Origin of the sequence: Pseudoalteromonas sp. TAB23 (assembly GCF_000498075.1) — a bacterium.
Taxonomy (GTDB): Bacteria; Pseudomonadota; Gammaproteobacteria; order Enterobacterales; family Alteromonadaceae; genus Pseudoalteromonas; species Pseudoalteromonas arctica.
The window spans coordinates 1-22,645 of the sequence record NZ_AUTP01000284.1 but is presented as its reverse complement, the minus strand read 5'-3'; the positions used below and the strand labels follow the sequence as shown (position 1 = coordinate 22,645).

The following is a 22,645-nucleotide window of genomic DNA, read 5'->3' as shown; positions in this document are numbered from 1 at the left end:
CCAAGCCTGTATTGCTCTCTTATTTGAATTTCTTGTGCTTCGCTATCATCCACGCACCCTTCAAGCAAACTAAAAGCAAGTTCGCTATCAACTGTTTTTAACTGCCTATAAAGCCTAACTAATAGTTTGTTTTTTAATACAACGGCAATTGCACCATGTGCAGCTTGCACTAAAACCTGCGACGCTAATGCAACGTAATCGCTCTCATCTGTTATATTTTTAAATGCTAACCGGTAACGGTTTAGTAAATAGTTTGATTGCGCTTCGTCAAGTGTTTCAAACCGCGACAAGCTCTCGCTGTGCCCTTCGCGCGTAGCCGTTAAGCCTAAGTCTCGCATTACAAAACGATTTTGATGATTCACATCTCCACTGCTTAGTTTGCCTGCAAATAAAAACTCAAAATACTCGTAGTAATCACTGCGGTTATTAATTACATACTGGCTATAAAGTGGCGCAAGCTCTTGTGGGCATGCTTTAAAAAACTCACGCGCAATATCCACCAGCGCGCCTTTAGCGGCGCTCTTTTTAAAGCTTATTTGCTCACTGTAATTACTTAGCAACTCAACCAAAGAAGGTTTGGTTAAGTGCGCTAAAAGCTGCGAATAGTGCTGCTCGTTTGGCTCAAATAAAATGCCCGCTTTTTTTAGCGTATAAATAGCCTGATGCGGCGATGTTATTTCTTCATAATTGAGCGATTGCGCCTGCACCAAATAAGGCTTTCGCGAGTACACCCGCGCCAACATGCACTGGCTTTGCTCATCTAGCTGGTTAATTTTACTAATAAATTCACTATGTTTAGGCTCAAGTAAATGCATACATTTACTTGTTACAAACTCAATAAGCTCTTTAAAATGCGCTAAATAGTATTTTGCTGGTAATTCTTTTTTCATAATATCGCCACAACTGTATATAAAAACAGTATCTAGTATTTGCGCTTATTATTCAATCTTAAACTTGTAATCAGTAATGCTTATAGTTGCCATATCAAAATAATGTAGAGTCGATAAGCACTAAATGTAAAAACCGACATACTACAAGCCATACAATACAAACAAACCATTGCCATACACTGCAAGGGTGGCACCAGCGGCACAGGGTTGGTCGCTGCGCTTATTTTAAATTCGGCAGGTTACACAAAAGAAGAGGTATACAACCTAGTACAAGGCATTCGCCCTAAAGTACTGACTATAGAGCTATAAAAAGAGTACTTTGAGAGTTTTAGTCGGTAATAAAAAAGCTAGCGTAAAGCAGCAAAGCTACTAATAGTTAAACGCCCATTAACTGGGTCGCAGGCATAACCATTAGACGCGTTTATATTACCGGAATGCAATAAGTTACTTGGGTATATAACTGCGCGATTTAGCTTTGCCTCTACACTGTAAACTTGCTCAAACAAAGTTGTACTTCCATTTATATATTGTGGATTTTTATGAAGCTTTTGCGCCATGGCTTGTTGCTTAATAGCTTGTCTATAAAGCATAAGCCGCTCTTTTGTTATACGTTCATACCCTAAGGATTTATGCTTATAAAATGAAGTGCCACCATGAGTTTCATCACATAAAAAGTGCACCATAGCAAGTTGATTCATATTAGGTGTATCAAAATGAGGGAGCATTTGTATTGGCCTGAGCTTATCAGGCTCAGTGCATGCAATTGAAAAAGCAGAAAGAATTACATCAAACTCGCTTTTATCCGCCATATCAAAGTGCGAATTAATAATTGGCGCAAGCGCTTTTAACCGCTCGATATAACTAAGCGGTGCGGCTTTTCTTACTCCTGGGTAAAAATCACTTTCTTGTGCGCAAAACGATTCTCTAGCACTTTGAGAAAACACAGCAAAATTAATAAGCGCATCTACATTATTTACAAAATCATCAATAACAATAATTGGGGTTTTCTCTTCCCCTACAGTATGTATGTGTAACGCCGTATTTTCGTTTAGTTTAAAATCAATCATCGGCTAAATTAAGCACTGCATTTTTACGCTCTATCAATGGGTATATTTGGCCAAGTGAGGTTATAACAGTATAAATAGCGGGTAATAAAGCGCTTTGATGTAAAAGCGTAATTTGATCACTATTAAGTTGTGCGAGTCTTTCTTGGTTAATAATGTATAGGCCGTTTAACTTTATTTTTTGACTGTTCTGAAACGTTACCTCAAGCGATAATGGCTGCAGTAACTCATACTGTAACAAGGTATCAATTAACTTTTTATTGTCTATTTCGCCTTGTAATAAATGCCCTAAACACTGCTTTATTTGTTTGAAATAGCTACTTTCTTCTGCGCTTTGGGTATAAATTGGTTCTAAATTATTCTGGCTTTGCGCTCGATTATTAACGACTGCTGGGCTATTTAAATTAATACACACAGGGTATTGAGTTTGCTGCGCATGAGTATCACCAACAAAAAATGGCTGACGCTGTAATTGAAGCGGTAAATACACGCCCTGCCACTGCGAGTTCTGATAAAACAAGTTCTCATGTTGCTCAAAGCCTAATAAAGCATTGAGTGTAAACTCCCCTGTTTCTGAGTTTTTTGCAAAAACTATAGGCTGCTGAACGGCAATTTGATTAAGTTCCGCCATAACAACAGGAATCATATTAATGTTTTCAGCGTGTGATTGTGCTTTTTGTGTGTCTATTTTTATATGCTGATGAGCACTTTGCTCTAATGCGACTAAATTTTCCATGCGTGTCTCTTTATTGTTTTTATGTGTAAATTTTTAAGCTAAATAGTGCTAAAGCCATGATTCTTAATTTTATTTAACAATTCTCGGTTACTAGGTAAGTTAGTGACTGCTTGGTTTATCATGCTTTTATTTTTATCAAACTGACTTTTAGCAAAAGCAGTGTCTTTAAGCATATAGGCAGTTGTGCTGTAGTCACTTTTAAAGCCCATACCATATAAAACATATTGATAACTCGCCGCTGGAAACACCTCATTGTTACTTGTAAAGTCGTGGTCAGCAGGGGCGCGGTATTGCCATAATTTCATTAGATCTTGTAGGCTTTGAGGAATCGTTTTTGGGTTTCTGTTATCGCTCCAAAATGCGTTATCGTCACGGGTTGATAAAATATAGTGTAGCTTTAAAAAGTCGATTATTTTCCCCCACCTATAACTAAACGTCTCATTAAAGCGCTTGGCGGTAATATCCATAATATCGCGGGTGTGGGGGAGTTGTTCGCTGATCATTTGCGCTGACATTTCTACTAATACCAATGCAGAAGCTTCAAGCGGTTCCAAAAAGCCAGCCGAAAGCCCAACTGCAACACAGTTGTTTTGCCAAAAGTGTGAGCGATGACCACTTTTAATAGGGATTTTTCTGATGGTGAGCGAATCAATTTTATCGCCTACATATTCTTTGAGTTTTTCTCTGGCTCGCGCTTCTGTACTATATTTACTCGAATATACGTAACCTACACCACGGCGGTGCTGTAAACCTATATCCCAAATCCAACCCGCTTCTTGCGCTGTTGAAATTGTGTGAGACGCAATGCTCTCATCTTCATTCTCATAAGGGACTTGCACTGCTAAGGCGGTATCAATAAACAGCACGTCATCGCAGGGCTTAAAGGGAACCTTGTAATGCTCGCCTAATAACAATGATGAAAAGCCGGTGCAATCGACAAATAAATCACCGCTAATTTCACCTTGTTGTTTTGTGGTAACGCTTGCAATATCGCCATTTTTAGCACTATTGACCTGCGTTACATCGGCTAAAATATGTTTAACGCCAAGCTGCTGCGTACAGTGTTTTTGTAAAAAAACAGCAAATTTTGCAGAGTCTAAATGGTAGGCATAATTGGCTATAGCAGCATATTCTGGTGTACAAATTGTTTTAGGGGCAAGTCCTTGCTCACAAATAGCTTCTTGATAACACACTGCGTTTGAAAAAGAAGTTAACTCAGCTGTGTTATTTAACCAATGCCCTGCCATATCAGTTTTTGAAAAGCCCTGCGGCAGAACTAATGGGTGATAATAAAAATCATCATTGCTGCCATCCACCCATTTGGCAAATTTTGCACCTTGCTTAAAGCTTGCCTCACACTCGCGTATAAAATCGGTTTCGCTAATACCAAGTGCTATTAATGTACTGCGCATGGTGGGCCAAGTGCCTTCACCAACACCTATAATTGGTACATTTGGTGATTCAACTAGCACAACATTAAGACCATCGGGCGTATTACTCTTATGATGTGCCGCTAATCGACCTGCTGTTAGCCAGCCCGCTATACCGCCACCAACGACAACCACTGTTTTTATTTTTTTATTTTGCTGGTTCATACTTGTTACCTATAAAGGCATATTTAAAAAGTGGCTATTACTAAATGTAAAAGCCACTTTTATTATTTAAGTTAGAAACTACCACGAACACCTAACGCAAAACGTCGCCCGCTATCTTCAACCATTAGTAATTGATTAGAAAAGCGACCACGTTTGTGTACGTATTCTTCGGTTAAGTTTATACCTTCAAAGAACACCGATACATTTTCGGTAATATCATAGCTTCCACTGGCATCGAGTTGTGCATAGTCTTCCACTATAGTGACACCATCACCATTTAACTGCGTAAGCGACTGTACAAAACTGTCACGCCAGTTATAAGCTAAACGCGCCTGAAATGGCCCATTTTCATAAAAACCAACCACATTGTAAGAATCGCTTAAACCCGTTAATGCAAATACCTGCGTTATATCTGCTGGGTCTAATTCTGCATCACTATCAACAAACGTTGCATTAACCATAAAGCCAAAGCCACTATCAAAGCTATGCTGTAGAGCCAGCTCCCAGCCGTCAACAATTGCCGACTCGCTATTATTTGGTAACGTATTGGTAAACACGGCTGTAGAGTCGGCAGCATCAGAGTTATCTACATCATTGCCTGTAGAAGGGTCTGTAAGTAACCCACCACCAGCAAGCTCGAACGTTAAGTCTTCAGTGGTGTTTATAATGAAGTTAGCAACGTTTTTTCTAAAGTAACCAGCTGATAAGTAACTTGCGTCGGCGTAGTACCACTCTAGTGATAAATCTAAGTTATCTGAGGTAAATGGTTCAAGTGCAGGATTACCTGAGCTTGATGTTAAGTTGCCACCTTGGCGAGTAGTTTCGATAACAGTCACTGGCGACATACTATCGAGTGTTGGGCGCGTTATCGTTTGTGATACGGCAGCACGGGCTATCAAATCGTCATTAATTTCAAGCTTTACACTAAAGTTAGGCAAAATAGCTTCGTAATCTGAGCTTGATGAAATATTTTTTACTGCACCAAAGTTAGCCAACATCTCGGTTTTATCTAAAATAGTTAGCGCGCTAACTGGCTCATCTGTGCCTTTTACTTTTACATCGGTACTTTCATATCTAAACCCAGCAGATGCGTATAATGGCATGCCTGCAAGCTCGGCCTCAAAATCAAATTCAGTATAGAATGAAAAAGTATCTTCGGTGATTTCAAACGATTTGTTACGCTTAACAGCATCAAAGCTGATAACTTGCCCGTTTGCAGCTGCAATTTGCTCTAGGTATGCAAAGTTAGCTTCCCCGTCGTGTGCTAGCCATGATGTCGGCATACGTCCGCTACCACTTACATCGCCTAAAAAGTCATCTCCAGCATCAAATACAAACTGCGCTAAGCCGTCCATGCTCGGAGCATCTGGGTAACCACAAAAAGTACAATGAATACCAACGCCTTCGTTATCCCAACGATCTAGGTTCTTAGTTTCAGTTGAGTACATGGCACCAAATTTAACCGCGATTAACCCCGATGTACCTTCGTTATTCCATACACTATCCCAGCGAAATTGATCAACAGTATCCTCAACAGCCCAACCACGGCGGAGCATTACATGTGCTCGGCTATTTGCTGTATCTAAATGATTAGACACTCCATCAGGCGTTACCCCTGGATCGTAAGCCACACCATTCAGTTCTTGTTGGCCACTGTAAATATTAGGGTTAGCTGAGGCAAATTCACTGGCGTAAGGCAAAATGCCACCGTCTACTTCAAAGCGCACTCGGTTAGCATAGCCAATCAACGATAGCTGATCGCCACCGCCATTATTAGCCTCACGCTCGGCTTTTGAGTGGCTCAAATCAAACTTCATATTTAAGTTATCGTTTACATGCCAATCAAAGTTTAAACCTAATGCGCTAGAGTTGGTTAAACGATCAAACTTTTTAGCGTGCATATCGGTGGCAAGGCCTACCTCTTGATATAAATCAACCACAGTGCCATTTTCATCAACAGTTGGGCCTGCTGCATCACCAAAGCCTTCTAAGTTTGGTGCTGTAAACCAGTGCCCGTATGAAGTTGTATCGGCCTCTACATCAAAATCGGAGTAAAGTGCGTCAGCAGTAATCACTAAATCATCTGATGGGGCATACTGAATAACTAAGTTGGCATTAGTTCGTGTGCGTGTTTCTGTAGTAACTTTGTGATCGTAATTGCGTGGCGAAAATATATTACCACTGTAAGCTTGCCCACTTTGAGTTTGCGGGTTTGAAACACCGACGTTTTCGAGCCATCCATCTACTTGAGCTTGGTTTAAGCGTGTTTCGCGTTCTTGACGAGACACAGCAAACAACAAACCCAGTGTGTCATCATTAAATGTATTACTAATTAACCCTGAAATTTCTGGTGTGGTTTCTTCGCTATTTTCATCGTAAATACCTTTAACACTACCCGCTATTTTAAAGCCACTAATCGCAAATGGACGTGCCGTATTAACGTTTACTGTTGAGCCAATACCACCAGATTGCATAGTGGCCGTTGAGGTTTTAAATACATCTAGGCTTTTAACCAATTCTGATGCAATGGTATCAAAGCTAAATGCACGGCTTTGATTCTCTGATGCCATTTGGCGTCCGTTTACTAGTACAGTATTAAACTGCGGGCCAAAACCACGCACCGTAATAAGCTGCCCTTCGCCGCCTGAACGGTCTATTGAAACCCCAGTAATACGTTGCAAAGACTCGGCTAAGTTTGTATCAGGAAATTTACCAATGTCTTCCGCTGAAATGGAATCAACCACGCCACCGGCTTCTCTTTTTNGAGCCTCTAATTCCGCGTACTTCTATTATTTCTGGATCTTGTACTGCTGTTTCTGCAACTGCAGGAAGGGTTGCCATTGTGCTTAATACAGCTAGTACAGCACTCGACACGCCATTTTTTTTATAGTTAGCCATGTTGTCAGTTCTCTCGAAGCTAGGGTCTATTAAAATAGAAATTTGCCCATCTTCGCTAACTTGCATTTGCAAGCCGGTACTGTCGAGTAAAATCTGTAATGCATTTATTATTGAATACTCGCCAGTAATAGTATTTGTTTGTAACTGTTGAATTTTATCCAACGGAAAAAGCAAAGTAATATCGGCTTGCTCGGCAAAGTTTATTAGCGATAAATCGGCCCTTTGTCGAGGAATGTTAAACATTGCTTTTTCGTCCACCGAGCTCGCTTTCACCTCTGTGGTGACTAAGCTAAAAACAAGCACATATAGCGGTAAACAAAGTGGCAAATGTATACATTCCATGCGTATAGTTTTTGGCCATACACAGAATGAAGACGAGTGACTTTTTATTTTCCTCCATAAATATTTTTTATTTTTTTCAAATAATTTATTTTTTTGACTAGCCATACTTATTATTACTAAACCTTTATTATTTTTTGGTGTGCAAAAAAAATGTTGTGGGGTTTCAACTAAAAAAGTTAAATATATTTTTATATTAATTAATTGGTTATATGAACACGTATAATTATAGAGCTAGCCTATACGTGTTAATAATTTGAAAAACTGTAGTACACTTGGTATTCAAATTACAAGCTTTTAACAACAAGGATTGATAGTGCCTGCAATTTTACAAATAGAAAAACAATTTATTTTAAAATTGAGTAGCGGATTTTTTATTACCAATCGTCTTAAGCTGTAATGGCAAAACAATAACAACAATTGCCAAAACCACACACACACGAGACACACACTCAATGACAAAAGACACACTATTTTATAAGGCTTATCTGGCCTCGCGCAAAGGTCTCTCAAATGTAGTGGCACGCATAGTACCTCCACATGAAATTGAAGACATTGTGCAAGAAACTTACGTGCGAATTTGTCAAATAAAAAACACTGAAAACATTAGCTCACCAAAATCTTTTATTTATAAAACGGCGCGTAACCTAGCGCTCGATTATCAAAAGCAAGCCAATATACGACTAGTCGATAGTATCGACAACATGGAAGCATTAGAGCAACTCTTAGCAGAACATCAGAAAGACGAAATGTACGAAAATGCGCTAACCGATTGCGAATTTTCAAATTTTTGTGAAGCTGTCAGGCTTTTGCCTGTTCAATGCCGTAAAGTGTTTGTATTAAAAAAAGTGTATGGTTATTCGCAGCGAGAAATTGCTGCTCAATTAAACCTTAGTGAAAGTACCGTGGAAAAACATATAGCAACCGGCGTAAAACGTTGTACGCAGTTTATGCGTCAATCTGAAAAAAGTGTGTATGGCAAACCGAACTCTTCTTCACAAAAAAGTGCTGGAGGTAGTCATGAGTAATGTCCACCATATAAGCGAACGAAATAATAAGGCCGTCGAAGACGCACGCCTTGATTGTGCTAGTGAATGGCTTGCCAAGCTCGATAGAGGTTTAACTAAACCCGAAAAAGACGCATTGCAGCTATGGTTAGCTCAGTCATATAAAAACGTCGAAGTATTGCTTGAAGTTGCACACCTATGGGACAAGATGGGTGAACTTAGCCGCTTATCTGATCTATTCCCGCAATCACAATCTAGACAAAAACGCCTCCCTGTGTGGTTAGGTGCAACNTGGCTGTTGCACTTAGCTTTTTTCAAGAAGCATTTAATTTTTCATTTTTTTATCCCGTTAATCAGTCAGCTGTTGTCGCTAAGCAACTTAACTTTCAAACGGGTGTAGGTGAAAGCAAAGACATAATTTTGCCAGATAAAAGTGAAATCACATTAAATACTAATAGCTTTGTACAAATAAGATATACCCGAGACTCTCGAGTAATTAACTTACTGCGGGGCGAGATACATATAAATGTGGCGCATGATAAGACACGGCCTTTAAGTGTTATTGCTGGTGATAAAGTTATTCAGGCAGTAGGCACTGCGTTTAATGTTGAAGTGGGTAAAAAACAAATAGAGTTAATAGTCACTGATGGCAAAGTGCTTGTTGCCGAACAAACTAGTTCGCAACCATCAAACCTCCAAAAAAATGGAACAAATAAGCTTGGTAAATTTTTATCAAATAACTCTACAGCAGTTTCTAAAGGTGAAAAGCTCGATTTAAGTTTCAAAGGTAAAATAGCTAAGCACGTTGAAAAAGTAGACCCTATAGATGTAGCGGCTAGTCTTTCTTGGCGTAAAGGAAGCCTTATTTTTAGAGGCGAATCTCTTGCCGATGCCATGGCCGAGATTAGTCGATATACGAATATAGACTTTGAGCTTTCTGATGATGAGCGTTTAACAAGGGTACAAGTCGCTGGTATGTTTAAAACAGGCGATGTTAAGGGCTTATTAGAAGTATTAAATAATAATTTTAATATTAGTTATGAAAGAATTAGCCCAGATAAAATTCGTTTAAATTACGCAGATCCAAGCGCTTCAATATAGTACAGTACACAATAATAAAAATCAGGACACACAATCATGACATCATCTTTATCGCCGAGGAATAATAGCTCGGCGCGCACATCAAACACGTGCTCACTTTTTTACGTAATATTTATATCGGCCGTTGCTGCTATTGGTGGCTTTTTATTTGGTTTTGACTCGGGCGTTATTAACGGCACAGTATCGGCGCTCGGTAATGCATTTAATTCAAGCAGTGTGGCTACGGGGTTTAACGTAGCGTCTGTGTTACTAGGGTGCGCCCTAGGTGCGCTTGCTGCAGGGCCGCTAGCTGATAAGTTTGGTCGCCGTGCAATTATGATCATCACCGCGATTATTTTTGCCATTAGTGCATTTGGCTCAGGCATTAGCGAAAGCTCTGCGGAGTTTATTTTTTACCGTTTATTTGGTGGTTTAGGTATTGGTGCTGCATCAGTATTAGCGCCAGCTTACATTGCAGAAGTTGCGCCACCAGCACTTCGTGGTCGTTTAGCTACACTACAACAACTCGCTATTGTACTGGGTTTATTTGCTGCTTTTTTAAGTAACTATTTAATTGCTGATGCAGCAGGCAGCGCGCAAAATATTTTAATGCTTGATATAGCCGCTTGGCGCTGGATGTTTTGGGCTGAGCTTGTCCCTGCGGTACTGTTTTTAGTCGGTGTGTTGTTTATTCCTGAGTCGCCTCGTTATTTAGTAGCGCAAGGTAAAGTAGACGATGCTAAAGCAGTATTTAGTAAAATATCGAACGACAATGCAGATAAACAAATAAGCGATGTAAAACGCTCATTGCATAGCGATACAAAGCCAAGTATTCGCGATTTATTTATTGATAACAGTAAAAAGGTACACCCAATTGTTTGGGTAGGTGTGGCGCTGAGTGTGTTTCAGCAATTTGTGGGTATTAACGTGGTGTTTTATTACGGCTCTGAGCTTTGGCAGGCCGCTGGGTTTGATGAGTCGCAATCGCTATTTATAAATGTATTAGCGGGCACTACTAATATTGTATCTACTTTTATTGCCATTGCCCTAGTTGACAAAGTTGGCCGTAAACCACTGTTGCTTGTAGGCAGTATTGGTATGTTTATCAGCTTAAGCGCGCTTACTTATATATTTGGCAGTGCAGGCCTTGATGACGCAGGCAAACTTGCACTTAGCGATAACATGGGTACGTTTGCACTTATTATGGCTAACTTATTTGTGGTATTTTTTGGCTTAAGTTGGGGCCCAATTGTATGGGTATTATTAGGCGAAATGTTTAATAACCGTATTCGTGGTGCTGCCCTTGCCGTTGCTGCCAGTGCGCAGTGGATTGCTAACTTTGCAATCACCATGACCTTCCCTATTATGCTGGCTAACATTGGCCTTGCCGGCGCTTATGGATTTTATGCGTTATCGGCACTTATAAGCATATTTTTTGTTGTTAAATACATTAAAGAAACACGCGGTAAAACGCTCGAATCTATGTGATTTTTAAAAGCGGCGATATTAATCGCCGCTTTGCTTTTACATACAATGGCGTTATTTAAGAGTGATTGTTTGGATGAGCTAAACGTTAACTAATAAATATATTTTAAACTGCTGTTGATACGTAAACCCTCCTTTTACCTGCACACTTTTAATACCAAAGTGTATAGCTACCGATTGCATACTTAAATATCGCTATAACTCAATACGTTAGCGAACCTTTTAACTTAAGCTAAGATTGAATAGCAATCTACGCTCATTTATTTTAGCTTTATAACTATTGCCGTATTACCTTTTATTATAACTAATCTATTTAAATTCCTTTTTAGAATATCAAAAATTAGCTATTGTCCGCCCATTCCAACTTTATGTATTTACTAAAATGAAAAAACAGTTAATTTCAGGTTTAGCTTTAACGTGTACGTTAGGTTCGTTCAGTGCATTTGCTACTAATGGTTATTTTACTCACGGCTATGGCATGACCCACAAAGGTATGGCTGGCGCAGGTGTAGCGCTGTCAGAAGAATTAATGTCTGGCGCTAATAATCCAGCAACCTTTTTACCTAATGGAACAGAGCTATCTCTGGGCTTAGAGCTTTTTTCACCTGAACGAAAATATACTGCATCAAAAGTAGATACTTTTTACCCTGGCGCATTTTATCTTGAAGCAAAAACACAAAAAAGCGACAACACTGTATTTGCAATTCCAGAGTTTGCTATTGGCCATCAATTAAATGAAAAAGTAAATATTGGCTTATTAGTGTATGGCAACGGCGGTATGAATACCGAGTACGGCGCAGAATCCTCTCCTGAGGGGACTTTTTACGCTGGTACGACGGGCGTTGATTTAAAACAACTCTTTATTAGCCCAACAGTAAGCTATAAGTTGAATGAACAAACACGCCTTGGTGTATCCCCTATTTACGTGGTGCAACAGTTTGAAGCGCAAGGGCTTGGAAACTTTGCTCCTTTTTCGCAATCACCCCAAGCGCTTACAAATAATGGCACCGATACAAGCACAGGCCTAGGCATTCAACTGGGTATTAGCCAAGATATAAATTCGTCATTAAGCTGGGGGGCAAGTTACCGCTCATCAGTGTCTATGCAAGAGTTTGATAGCTATAAAGGTTTATTTGCAGAGCAAGGCGGATTTGATCTGCCAAGTTCGTTTCAACTTGGCGCAGCCTACAAGCTTACCCCAAGTAATCAGGTTGTATTTGATTGGCAAAAAATAAATTACAGCGAAGTAAAAAGTATTGCAAATCCAGTCAATAACTTGATGTCAGCGCCTTTAGGAGCTAACGCCGGCGCTGGGTTTGGCTGGAACGATATGACTATTTATAAGCTTGGCTATCAGTGGCAGCGTACATCGCAACAAAAAATTCGTTTTGGGGTGTCTTACACCGAGCAGCCTATTCCTTCTTCTCAAGTTATATTAAATATTTTAGCCCCGGGTGTTCAAGAGTGGCATTTTACTACTGGCTTTAGCCATTCTTTTACCAACAAGGTACAATTAAACGCTATGGCTTTTTATTCGCCAGCAAAAAAAGTAACGGGTGCTAACTACTTAGCGCCTAATCAACAATTATCAATCGAAATGAAACAAACCGGTTTAGGCGTTTCTATTGTTTGGGAAATTTAAAAATGATAACAGAATTCACCCCAGTATCGGCTGCAATAGGCGGTGCATTAATAGGTATAGCGTGTACGTTATTACTGGTTTTATACGGAAAAATTGCGGGTATATCAGGCATTGTTAAATCTGTATTCGCTAAAGCAAATTCAGACTCTCGTTGGCAGTTATACTTTATTTTAGGGTTGTTGTTGGCAGGAGTCGCTGTAAGGGTATTTGCGCCATCTTTATTAGAAGGCGAATTGCAATTACCGCCTTGGCTTATTGTTGTTGCAGGGCTTTTAGTTGGCGCTGGTACAACTTTAGCTAATGGGTGCACAAGTGGCCATGGTGTGTGCGGCATGTCGCGCTTTTCTGCTCGCTCTTGGGTTGCAACATGCACATTTATGCTTGTCGCCTTCATTACAGCAAACCTTGTAGGATAAATAATGAAAGCAATTATGATGGTTGTTATAGGCTTTATATTTGGCTTAGGACTTATTATTAGCGGGATGACAAACCCCGCTAAAGTGATTAACTTTCTTACCTATGGAAACCAATGGGACGCAAGCTTAATTATAGTGATGGCTGTTGCCATGCTAATAATGATGTTTACATGGTTATGGGTTGCAAAAAAAGAAAAGCCACTTATTTCAGGAACGTTTAATTTAAGTAATTTAAAAAATATTGATGCGCGCTTAATTATCGGCTCAGTACTTTTTGGTTTAGGCTGGGGTTTAAGTGGTATATGCCCAGGGCCTGGTTTGGTTCAATTGGTGTCTCTTAAAATGGAGTTTTTATTATTTTTTGCAGCCGTACTAGGCGGTATGTGGTTAGCCAAAAAAGTATAATATTTGCTGCCGACTAAACTCGGCAGCTACTTTACCCAAACAAAGGTACATAACTTGCTGCAATATATAAAACTATATTGAACAGGTTTAAGTTATGCTAAATAAAGCGCTGGAATTTTCTAACAGCACACCTTGGTTAAGCGCAGCGTCCTCCTTTTTACTTATAGCTATACTACTGTTTTTAATTCGTTTTTTTGTAATGTACTGGCTAAAAAAATGGACTTCAAAAACCAAATTTATATTCGATACTTTACTAATAGAGTCAATATCTAAGCCGCTAACACTGTGCACAATTATTGTGCTACTCACCATTTTAGAGCACGACACCTTCATTATTAGTACTTCTATTTCTCAGCAGATCCCTTTTAATAGCATTAATATTGTATTAGCGCTGCTTGCACTTATTATGTTTTTAGACCGCTTTATTATTGGCACTATTAATTACTATGGTAAACAATCAGCCGTGGTTTTTAATTCAAAAAGCATAATTAAAGGCGTGATACGCGTTACATTATCGTCAGTGGGATTACTGGTATTAATGGGCACGCTAGGTATTTCTATTACGCCTATTATTGCCTCGTTAGGTATTACGTCTCTGGCTGTTGCTCTTGCTTTGCAACCTACCCTCGAAAACTTTTTTTCTGGCGTGCAGCTAGTAATAGATAAACCTATGAGGGTGGGTGATTTTATTGAGCTTGAATCTAAGGAGCAAGGCTTTGTAGATCATATAGGCTGGCGATCTACATGGGTTAAAATGCTACCTAACAATATGATTATTATACCTAATAGCCAATTATCTAAATCGCGTATTATTAATTACTTTTACCCTGAAAAAGAGCTAAGCGTACCTGTTGATATAAGTGTGCATTACGATTCAGATTTAGAGTTTGTTGAGCAAGTAACACTTGAAGTGGCTCGCGAAATACTTATTTCACACGAATGGGGCGTTGATGATTACAATACCTTTGTGGTTTTTCATACCTTTGATAGATCAAGCATTAACTTTACGGTAATGCTTAGAGCTAAAGAATACTTTAATCGCTTTTGGGTTAAATCTGCTTTTATAAAAGCCCTGCATAAACGCTATAAAAAAGAAGGTATTGTAATCCCCTTCCCTATTACGGCTATTAACACGACTCAAGAAGCTGCTAAATTTAATAGTGATAAAAAAGTGCAAGGCGATACTTAAAAAAAGCGCGAGTGACTCTCGCGCTAATAAGTATTAAAACTTGTAAGTTATTTGCCCAATAATTTCACGAGGGCTGCCAGGAAAGTGGCCGTTTCGCTCACTAAATCCACTAACCGCGTATTCTTTGTCAAACAGGTTATTAATATTTACACTCAGTAATACGTCGTCAAAGCGACTCGTCCAGCTCATATCAAATACAGTAAATGGTTTTACTTTTTGGCCACTGGTACTAAGTTGCTCACTTACGTAATTTGCACCAAATGCAATTGATGAGTCAATTGAATCAATTGCGTAGCGAGTCCATAAACCTGCCTGGTGGCGTGGTGCATTAGCAAAGCGCGAACCATCTCCAAATGTATTTGAAAGCGTATCACCCGTTACGCCGTCTACCACTTGCGTATCGTTGTATGCGTAGTTAGCCGTTACGGTCCAGTGCGCTGATAAATCGCCGACTAAAGTTGTTTCAAATCCTCGGCTTTCTACTTCACCTATATTTAAAAGTGCAGCAATTCCATCCCCCGCTCCCGTATCGTCTGGGTTGCTCATTACCACGTTTTCTTTATTAATTTGGTAAATTGCAAAGGTGCTCATTATTTTGCCGTCGAGCCATTGGTTTTTCATACCCAGCTCGGTTTGCTTGCCGGTTTCTGGTTCTAAATTACCTTCGCCTTCTACATCCTCTTGGTCGGCTGACGATGCAGGGTTAAAGCTCTCTGAGTAGTTAATATATACCGATGTGTTTTCTACTGGCTGATAAGTAACAGCAACGCGCGGCGTTATGTCGCTATCTGAGTAACTAAAACCAGTTTCTTGATTAAACTCTTTAAAATGGTCATAGCGTAGGCCTGCAATTATTGTCCACTGCTCGCCTATGCTAATTACGTCTTGCGCGTATACACCAAATCGGTCGGTATCTACGCCATCGCGGTTCATGTCGGTAAGGTTATAAGTACTTGGATCGGTTTCACCGTAGTTTAAATTAAAAATATTTAAATTAGCGACGCCATCGGCCTCATATCGAGCACGAAAGTAGTCATATTCGGTATCAACGGTGTGGTAATCACCACCAAATAAAAACTGATGGGTTAATTGTCCTTGTCCAAAGTTATAAACAAAGTCGGTGGTTACACTTGCCTCTTTATTGGCACGAAATTGCTTACGGTATTCACGCTTAATCGTTTCATCGTCAATATTGGCAACGCCATCACCGTTTACATCTACCCAGCTTTGCGACTCATGGTAGGCTTGGTCTCGCTCGTTATCCATGTAGCGAAACGTAGTACTTAAAGAAAAATCATCATTAAAATAATGGCTAAGTTCTGCTTGAAGGACCAAAGCTTCCATATTTTGATAATCAACCGCTTCATTAGCGTTATAACTTGGGTCAACTAAAAAGTTGCCGTTGTCATCTACCGGTACGCCCCGTAAGCGGTTACCGCCCAGGTCTTGTTTTATGTAGTCAACACTTGTGGTTAGGGTTGTTGAATCACTTAAATCAAATAACAATCCGCCTGTTAGCTCGGTATTAGCTGAGTCTGCATTGTTACGAAAGCTGTCTTGCTCTTCATAATAACCACCCAATCTATAAGCCATTGTATCGTTTAAACCACCCGTCATATCGAGTGATGCACCACGGGTGTTGTAATTACCCAAAGTAAGCTTTAATTCGCGTTTTTGTGTGTAGCTTGGCTTTTTAGTTACGTAATTAATCATCCCACCAGGTTCGCCACCGCCATACAAAGCAGAGGCTGGCCCTTTTAATACTTCAACACGTTCTACATTAAATAACTGCGGTACACCAAAGCCCGAATATGGGTCGCCACGCACACCATCGTAAAATACATTTGCGTCATCTCTAAAACCACGAAAAGTTACGCCTGAGTAGCTATATTCGCTCACTCCCGCAATAGATCGGTACAAATCGGTAATGTCACGAGCTGCTTGGTCAATTATAAGTTGCTCTGTTAACACCTGAGCCGATTGCGGAAGCTTAATAAGATCTAAATTAGTTTTAGTACCAATTTTACTTTCGGTTTCTAGGTAAAATTGCTGGGCACGGCCAGTTACTTCTATTTTTTCAATATCGTTATTTTGCTCTGCAAATGCCATATTAGAAAAAGCAGATAAAGACGCAGCAATACTTAATGCCAAATAATTAGGGTTAAACATGATAATTCCTGGGAGAAGTGTAGATAGCCAACAAGCTAAATGATAACTCTTATCATTTTCATAATCAACACAGGAGCGGGTTTAATACATCTAAATATTAGAACTAATTTTACTTAAAACAGAGCGCTAGCCCTTTTATTGCAGTTAAAATAAAACCCCTACTGTATTAAATACAGTAGGGGTTATTAAGTAATTCTTAAATTAGTTTTAGCGTGTAATTTACCCAGCAATATTGCTAATTTGAATTACTGGAGACACGTTAGTAAAATTAACTAAATCAGCCGCTATTACTTCTTGATGAGGTGCAAAGGCTTGCTGAAAAGATTCTACCGATTCAAACACTAAATGCCCCATAGCAATATAAGTTGGCGCTTCGCCCGGTGCGCCACCAGCTAAACCTGCATCTGCACTACTTGATATAAGCGCTTTACCAACTAACTCTGCAACTAGTGGTAAATGTGTTTTACAGTAGTAGTCCATATCGAAAGTAGCACTTTCATTATTTGGGTATAATACGCTTACTTTAATCATTACATTCTCTCTTTTATTTACTAAAAAATTTAAAGCTGTGCTAATAAACAGCTTTACAAACTAGTGTTCAAAGCGTCTTTTGAAATAGTATGAATCATACTTAAGTAAAAAGCGCATAAGTGAGCAGTCGCTCAATTATGTAGTATTCATGCTCATAGCGCCAGTAATTTGATTGCAATGCGTATTTTAATTAAGGTGATACTTCGCTAATTTACTTAAGTGCGGGTCGTTTTTTAAAAGGTTTGGGCGGTAAAGACTCTACAAAGTTAACGCACGTATTTACCCAATATGTTAAATCAGAATCAGACTCAAAACCTTCAGGCAAAATATAAACCAAGCCCTTAACTGGCTTTCCGGTAAAGTCCATTTCAGTTACATGAGGTTTAGCTAAACAATCGCTGTAGTTTTCAGGCCCTACTCGCACCATCAGCTTGTTGCCTATTATTACGCAGCACATATACTCCGAAATTATAAAACATAAACCACCAAACATTTTCTTTACTACTAAATCGTGGCGCGCATTAAACAACTCATAGAGTCGCTCTTCTAACCCTCTGTCAAAAGCCATTTAAGCATCTCTATTTTTTAATAAACACATTACACACTTAATAACGGTAATAGCACTTAAACCTAAGTAAATAAAATAATAAAAGGTGGCTGGAAAAGGTATGCAAAGAGTAGGTATAAAATTATTTTGGACTTACAGTTTTTATCAAACCGCACTAATCAAAGCTGATTGAGCTGACACTAGTGCGGTTTAAAAGTAAGTATAAAACTTACTAATTCAATTTTAATAAACCAAAATGCTTATGCAGACAGTTGCGCTGGAGCATTTGTTACAGATGCTTTTTTCATACTGCCTTCTTGCTCTAAGCGAATATGCCAGCTAAACGCTTCTTCAAGTAAATGAGGGGTATGCCCACCACGCTCACAAGCGCGCTCATAATAGTCTAACATCGCTTCGCGATATTCTGGGTGCACACAATGCTTAATAACTTGTACAGCACGCTCACGCGGTGCTAAACCGCGTAAATCAGCTAAACCTTGCTCAGTTACTAATATATCAACATCATGCTCGTTATGATCAACGTGGCTCGCCATAGGCACTACGCTTGAAATAGCGCCATTTTTAGCAATCGATTTAGTCACAAATATTGCTAAATGAGCATTACGAGCAAAATCACCAGAGCCACCAATACCATTCATCATTCGTGTGCCACACACATGTGTTGAATTTACGTTGCCATACATATCAAACTCAAGCGCGGTGTTTATTGCAATAATCCCTAAACGGCGCACTATTTCAGGATGGTTAGAAATTTCTTGAGGGCGTAACACTAGCTTGTCTTTGTATTGCTCTAAGTTATTAAATACTTGCGCATTACAACGCTCAGACAACACAATTGAGCTGCCCGATGCAAAACTAAGCTTACCTGCGTCAATTAGGTCAAACGTCGAATCTTGTAGTACTTCAGAGTACATTGTTAGGTCTTTAAAGTCAGAGTCGAGTAGTCCCATCATTACAGCATTAGCAATGTTACCAATGCCTGCTTGTAGCGGACCTAAATTAGCTGGCAATTTATTTTGAGCCACTTCGTCTTTAAAAAAGTTAACTAAATGGCGCGCAATAGCGGCGGTGTCTTCATCAGGGTCGGTAACGGTAGAAAACGAGTCGCTTTGGTTAGTAAAAACAATACCAACAATTTTTGCAGGATCGATAGGAATTGCAGTACTACCAATTCGGTCATCCACTTTAACTAACGGCATTGGTTGGCGAGTAGGACGATAAGATGGAATGTATATGTCATGCAAACCTTCAAGATTCGGGTTATGCAGCATATTAATTTCAACGATTACTTCTTTGGCAAAAATAGCAAAACTCGCTGAATTACCTACCGATGTAGTTGGCACAATATGCCCTTCTTCGGTAATGGCAACGGCTTCAATNCAGCCACATCAGGCATGGTTAATTGATGGTTACGTAAATGCTCAACCGTTTCAGATAAATGCTGATCAATAAACATAACTTCGCCGTTATTAATCGCTTTACGTAAAGTGCTATCTACTTGAAAAGGCATACGACGCGCTAAGATGCCCGCTTCTGTTAATAGCTTGTCGAGATCATTACCTAATGACGCACCCGTCATTAAATTTATTTTGATTGGATTTTTTTTGACTTGCTCAATTAATGCTCTGGGTACTGCTTTAGCTTCTCCGGCGCGAGTGAAACCACTCATCCCTACAGTCATTCCATCTTTAATAAATTGGCTTGCTTGTTCTGCCGGCATCACCTTGTCATGCAGGTTACTATTGCGAATACGTTCCAAGTGCATACTGAGCTCCTCTCTAAATTTGACATTATTCTAATCCTAACTTCGTACTACACAATCTAGACTTAAGTCGTATTTACGAATCGAGGATGAGCAACATGTTTAAAAGAGAGGTTAATTTACTTTTAGCTAACACTATCATGTGGTTGTTAGTGATGATTTTTACAAAAAAGAAACAAAAATATATAAGGAAATTTATAAAGTAATCTATAAACAAACCGTATTATTAAATAAGGTGAATTCTTTTGGAAGAGATAAATTTATTAGTTTAAACACCCAATGTCGTTTGAAGTATAAGTTGGCATAAAAAAGTTCGGTTTTATTGGTTCACAGCATCGTAACTGAAGTGTAAGTTGGCATAAGGTGGCATAAAATACCATAAAATTATGGAATGCTCGAAAGCATTCATAATTTTTGAGTTACTTACATATGCCACCATAGAGACAACCGATAATTATTAGATGCGTATTAACTCCATATATTTCGAACTTCAGAAAATTCATTTTCTGACATTTGCAGCTCTCTTAGCTCAAGTATCGAGGATGGTATTTTTTGTTCATCATCTTGGTAATCATTGAATAATAAACATGCCAATTCACCAACCGAAACCCTAAGCTCTAACCTTTCATCAAAACTGAACTGTTCATAACCTCTCTCTGTCTTCTCAAAGAGATTGAGAATTGTAGCTTCGAGATACAACTTAAATAGCTCTTTGTCTTTTTTAAAGAAAACTTTAAAAATTTTAATAACATGAATGATTAAGGGGGAGTTAGAAAACATTATAAAGTTAGAGAGTAAACCTAAAATTTCCTTAACTAAGTCACCTGATACATTTATAAGATGATTGATGGCTCTAAAAGCATCCAACATAATGTCCTTTTGCTCAGATGCTAATGCATTACTGAGTTCATTATAAAACTTTGTGGTGTTTAGTTCTAAGTAGTTCAATAACACAGCTTTTAAATATAATGTATTGAAACCTTTCTCCTCAAACTCAACACACATATTACCTAATTGAGCTCGAAATTGTTTTAGTTCAAAATTAACGACTGTTTTATATAAGCATTCTACAATTTTAGAAAAACGTACCCACATTTCTTGTTGAACATCGAAACCAAAAACATCGGATTCCTGTTGCTTTTCAACGATGTTTTTATCGAACTCCCACCACGCCAATATTTTTTTTACGTGTATTTCCAATTCTTCAACTCCCCAGTTTATGTAACGAAAACTTCCGGAAAGTTCTACTGTAAATGCATCAGGCGTATTACTTAAACCAAATGATTTTGGTTCTTTTTGTTCTGATTGAGAATGTGGAGATGAGCTTAACAAGTGTTGTTTAAAACTAGACACCAATTTTTTATCACAATTAAATAATTCTAAAAAATAAATTTTATAAAACACATTGCTTATTGGTAAACCATTGTTATCTACATTTTTCAGCAAGTTGGTTTTAAAAGATTTAATTTGAGTTTTGTTAAGAACCTTCACAGTAAAAAGTTGGTTTAAGGTGATGAGTGCTTCATCTCTGACTTCACTTACTTCAGAGCGCAAAGAAGCAATCTGACGTGGTTTAATGGATTCGACTACCCCAGTTAAGAGATATGACGTGGTTTAATGGATTCGACTACCCCAGTTAAGAGATAATCAACTTAACTGGAGATCGATAATGACAAAACGTAAAAAGTATTCCAAAGAATTTAAACTTGATGCCATCGCATTAGTTGTTGAGCAAAACTACTCTCAAGCAGAAGCCTCTAGAAATTTAGGGGTAAATCCCAACATGCTTGGTCGGTGGATAAAAGAAGCTGAAAATGATGATGGGCAGGCTTTTAGAGGGAATGGTAATTTGACCCCTGAGCAAGAAGAGATCAGAGAGCTAAAAGCGCAAGTGAAACGCCTAGAAATGGAGCGTGAAATATTAAAAAAAGCGACGGTCTTCTTTGCCAAAGAAACGAAGTGAAATACTCGTTCATAACCCAATACAAGAAGACCTGGCCTGTGGCGGTAATGTGCCGAATACTGGGTGTAAAAAGTAACAATTACTATAGTTATCAAAAGCGATATTCAACTAAATCAGAGGATCCAACACATCAAGAAATGATTGATTGGGTCAAGGACATAGCGCACTTCAGTGATAATACTTACGGTGAAAGGCGTATTCAGAAAGTCTTAAATGCACTCGGTTTTCCGGTGAGCCGTCACAAAACAGCACAGTTAATGAAAGAGGCAAATGTCTGGGTGCGTTATAAAAAGAAATACAAAGTAACAACGAATAGTGACCATAACAAGCCTATTTATCCCAATGTACTTGAGCAAAACTTCAACGTTGAAGCCGCTGATCAAGCTTGGGTACAAGATATCACTTATGTTTGGACTGCAGAAGGTTGGTTATATCTGGCGGTAGTGATTGATTTATATTCGCGTAAAGTCGTTGGTTGGAGCATGGGCTCACGAATGAAAGCGCAGCTTGTCTGTGACGCACTGACTATGGCGATGTGGCAACGCCAACCCAAAGCAGGGTTGATTATCCATTCAGATCAAGGGGTTCAATATGCAAGCCATCAATATCGTAGATTGCTCAAGTCAAACGACTTCATTGGTAGCATGAGTAAGAAAGGTTGTTGCTGGGATAATGCTGTTGCAGAAAGCTTCTTCGGTAGTTTGAAGCAAGAGCGCGTGCATTGGAAAAATTACCCAACGCGTTATGAAGCTCAACAGGATGTAATGAATTACATCTGCATGTGGTACAACAGTCGTCGCTTACATTCGTACTTAAATTATCAAAGCCCAAATGACTTTGAAGAACGAACCGAAACATTAGATATGGTTTCTTAACTAGGGTGACTGAATTTAGTTGACCACGTCA

The 22,645-nt window shown here is 39.0% G+C and carries 15 protein-coding genes and 4 pseudogenes; 9 read left to right on the top strand and 10 right to left on the bottom strand.

The features are described 5' to 3' along the window. Positions 1-929 (bottom strand): annotated as a pseudogene (locus L654_RS0117810) (DNA polymerase III subunit epsilon); the annotation flags it as partial. 90 nt (positions 930-1,019) lie between these two features. On the opposite strand from L654_RS0117810, the pseudogene L654_RS01000000126365 reads away from it, so the two are divergent. Continuing rightward, positions 1,020-1,199, top strand: a pseudogene (locus tag L654_RS01000000126365) (tyrosine-protein phosphatase); the annotation flags it as partial. 38 nt (positions 1,200-1,237) lie between these two features. Here L654_RS01000000126365 and L654_RS0117805 read toward each other — a convergent pair. From L654_RS0117805 to L654_RS01000000126360, 4 genes and pseudogenes are all read right to left on the bottom strand, one after another. Next, on the bottom strand, positions 1,238-1,957 hold the full coding sequence (locus tag L654_RS0117805) for a DUF6445 family protein (RefSeq protein WP_024608641.1): 720 nt from the start codon (positions 1,955-1,957) through the stop codon (positions 1,238-1,240). After that, on the bottom strand, positions 1,950-2,690 hold the full coding sequence (locus L654_RS0117800) for a SapC family protein (protein ID WP_024608640.1): 741 nt from the start codon (positions 2,688-2,690) through the stop codon (positions 1,950-1,952). Before L654_RS0117800 ends, L654_RS0117805 begins: the two co-directional genes overlap by 8 nt. 38 nt (positions 2,691-2,728) lie before the next feature. Further along, entirely contained in the window at positions 2,729-4,285 is a 1,557-nt protein-coding gene (locus L654_RS0117795) for a tryptophan halogenase family protein (RefSeq protein WP_024608639.1), read from the bottom strand. A gap of 71 nt (positions 4,286-4,356) precedes the next feature. Beyond that, positions 4,357-7,630 (bottom strand): annotated as a pseudogene (locus L654_RS01000000126360) (TonB-dependent receptor). A gap of 347 nt (positions 7,631-7,977) precedes the next feature. Between L654_RS01000000126360 and L654_RS0117785 the strand changes: the two are divergent. The 7 genes from L654_RS0117785 (at position 7,978) to L654_RS0117750 (ending at position 14,746) form a co-directional block, all read left to right on the top strand. Then, positions 7,978-8,550 (top strand): RNA polymerase sigma factor, encoded by a 573-nt coding sequence (locus L654_RS0117785; RefSeq protein WP_024590760.1) that lies wholly within the window; start codon positions 7,978-7,980, stop codon positions 8,548-8,550. Positions 8,551-8,805: 255 nt separating this feature from the next. Then, a complete protein-coding gene (locus tag L654_RS0117780; protein ID WP_225305776.1) occupies positions 8,806-9,630 on the top strand; it encodes a FecR domain-containing protein in 825 nt (274 codons plus the stop codon). Between the two features lie 36 nt (positions 9,631-9,666). Beyond that, positions 9,667-11,097 carry a sugar porter family MFS transporter gene (locus tag L654_RS0117775; RefSeq protein ID WP_024590759.1) on the top strand — a complete coding sequence of 477 codons (1,431 nt, stop codon included), beginning with the start codon at positions 9,667-9,669 and terminating at the stop codon, positions 11,095-11,097. 379 nt (positions 11,098-11,476) lie between these two features. Continuing rightward, the gene (locus tag L654_RS0117765) at positions 11,477-12,736 is read left to right on the top strand and encodes an outer membrane protein transport protein (RefSeq protein WP_024608638.1); all 1,260 of its coding nucleotides are present in this window, start codon (positions 11,477-11,479) and stop codon (positions 12,734-12,736) included. A gap of 2 nt (positions 12,737-12,738) precedes the next feature. After that, entirely contained in the window at positions 12,739-13,152 is a 414-nt protein-coding gene (locus L654_RS1000000127410) for a YeeE/YedE thiosulfate transporter family protein (protein WP_007584056.1), read from the top strand. Between the two features lie 3 nt (positions 13,153-13,155). Beyond that, positions 13,156-13,557 (top strand): DUF6691 family protein, encoded by a 402-nt coding sequence (locus tag L654_RS0117755; RefSeq protein WP_024608637.1) that lies wholly within the window; start codon positions 13,156-13,158, stop codon positions 13,555-13,557. A 94-nt stretch (positions 13,558-13,651) separates the two neighbouring features. Next, the gene (locus L654_RS0117750) at positions 13,652-14,746 is read left to right on the top strand and encodes a mechanosensitive ion channel family protein (protein WP_024608636.1); all 1,095 of its coding nucleotides are present in this window, start codon (positions 13,652-13,654) and stop codon (positions 14,744-14,746) included. A 33-nt stretch (positions 14,747-14,779) separates the two neighbouring features. Here L654_RS0117750 and L654_RS0117745 read toward each other — a convergent pair whose 3' ends face one another. From L654_RS0117745 to L654_RS0117720, 5 genes and pseudogenes are all read right to left on the bottom strand, one after another. Beyond that, entirely contained in the window at positions 14,780-16,915 is a 2,136-nt protein-coding gene (locus tag L654_RS0117745; protein ID WP_024608635.1) for a TonB-dependent siderophore receptor, read from the bottom strand. Between the two features lie 219 nt (positions 16,916-17,134). Further along, complete coding sequence (locus L654_RS0117740; protein WP_002958288.1) at positions 17,135-17,446, bottom strand: EthD family reductase; 312 nt, start codon at positions 17,444-17,446, stop codon at positions 17,135-17,137. 211 nt (positions 17,447-17,657) lie between these two features. Next, positions 17,658-18,014, bottom strand: coding sequence for a TfoX/Sxy family protein (locus tag L654_RS0117735; protein WP_024608634.1), 357 nt, complete (start codon positions 18,012-18,014; stop codon positions 17,658-17,660). Positions 18,015-18,253: 239 nt separating this feature from the next. Further along, positions 18,254-19,779 (bottom strand): annotated as a pseudogene (locus L654_RS1000000128715) (acetyl-CoA hydrolase/transferase family protein). 465 nt (positions 19,780-20,244) lie between these two features. Continuing rightward, positions 20,245-21,330: a hypothetical protein gene (locus tag L654_RS0117720; RefSeq protein ID WP_024608633.1), complete on the bottom strand. Its 1,086-nt coding sequence runs from the start codon at positions 21,328-21,330 to the stop codon at positions 20,245-20,247. Between the two features lie 115 nt (positions 21,331-21,445). Between L654_RS0117720 and L654_RS0117710 the strand changes: the two genes are divergently transcribed. Next, a protein-coding gene (locus L654_RS0117710; protein WP_139016089.1) for an IS3 family transposase occupies positions 21,446-22,614 on the top strand; the annotation gives its coding sequence in 2 pieces (ribosomal slippage) (positions 21,446-21,722 and positions 21,722-22,614; 1,170 coding nt in all). Positions 22,615-22,645: the final 31 nt, after the last annotated feature.